This is a genomic window from Agrococcus sediminis, assembly GCF_007923295.1.
In the GTDB taxonomy this organism is placed as follows: domain Bacteria; phylum Actinomycetota; class Actinomycetes; order Actinomycetales; family Microbacteriaceae; genus Agrococcus; species Agrococcus sediminis.
Genome location: NZ_VOIR01000007.1, coordinates 1 through 1,349 on the forward strand (window position 1 = coordinate 1; position 1,349 = coordinate 1,349).

The window sequence follows — 1,349 nt, forward strand, 5'->3', positions numbered from 1 at the left end:
GTGGAGTAGTCACGATACTCGCCCCACGAGCCAGCGCACAACGTGCGCACGAACCCGAAGACGAGGAGGTGTTGGTCCCTCTTGATCCGCCAGCCTCTCGGCCCGGCGTCTATGGGGTGACGAGGGACAACATTACACGGGCCACGGCCCCTGCGTGCAACCTGCCACGGCCCGGGCGTGTCGCGCGATCCCAGCAGCGATGCGAGAGCTCTCCGCTCCCCGCCGGGGACGGGCCGAACAGCGGGCACATGCTCGCCGCCGCGTGCCCACGCTGGAACGCTGCCGCCGGCGTCATTGCCCTGCACGCATGAGGTTCCCGGATCAGAGAGTTTGTCGAGTACCGCGGGCTCGACCGATCCGACGCTCGTCGCCGAGACGGAGGTCGTGACCATCGAGGGCCTCGCTGCTCGGCGCGATCGCGCGCCGTGTGCGGCTGCGCGGCACGGGGCCAGCCGGCTGCAGCCTCGAGCGCCCCGGCGCCCGAGATCGACCGAGGCGGTTCCGCGATGGTCGTCATGCGGCACATGACCGAGGTGAACGCACAACCCGCACGCGCACGACGGAGCGCGCCACGCGACCGGCTGAGGCTGCGGCCACGCTCGCGGAGGCACGGCTCGCTCCCGCGCACCGAGCCGTCAGTCCGGTGGCGCCGATCAATCGCTCGGGCACACGTGACCTCGACCGCGCTGGAGCGGTGGGATCCACAGTGAGGTCCCGGAGGCTCTCGTGCCCCAAGTCATCCCGCTTCCGTCTCCGTTCAGCAGAGACCTAATCGTGAAACGTGTCGGTAGCGTGCGTCACCGAACCGCGTGACTCGTGGAGGTCCGCGGCCGCGTCATCTGCGGGGTAGGTGAGCCGGCGATCGTCGTCGAGGGCTGCGTCTTCCGCCGGCGAGCGGCGGACTACCTCGCCGACTACGGCATCACTCGCATCGAATAGGTCATCACCGACAACGCGCTCGCCTACCGGCGCGCCCCCGCCTAACGCGCAGCCGTCGCAGAACTCGGCGGCCGGCAACTGCACATCAAGCCCGACTGCCCCTGGCAGAACACCAAGGTCCAACCGATGGCTCAGTGCAGCTCGCGCCGATCAGCGCTGCGCGATACGCACGCTCGAGGTGCTCATCGCCGCAGTGCGAGAGGCCGTGGGGTGGGCACCATATCACCGCGCTCGAGACGCAGCGCATCGGCGGCACCGCAACGATCGCTCAGCGGCGTGCGGGCATAGAAAAAGGGGCCCCAGATGAATCTGGGGCCCCTTTCCAAAAGAAGTCCGGCGGTGTCCTACTCTCCCACAGGGTCCCCCCTGCAGTACCATCGGCGCTGAGAGCCTTAGCTTCCGGGTTCGGA

1 rRNA gene is annotated in these 1,349 nt (G+C 68.9%); it reads right to left on the minus strand.

Annotated features, from left to right (window positions below):
* Positions 1-1,270 precede the first annotated feature (1,270 nt).
* A 5S ribosomal RNA gene (rrf, locus tag FQ330_RS00495) occupies positions 1,271-1,349 on the minus strand; the annotation flags it as partial.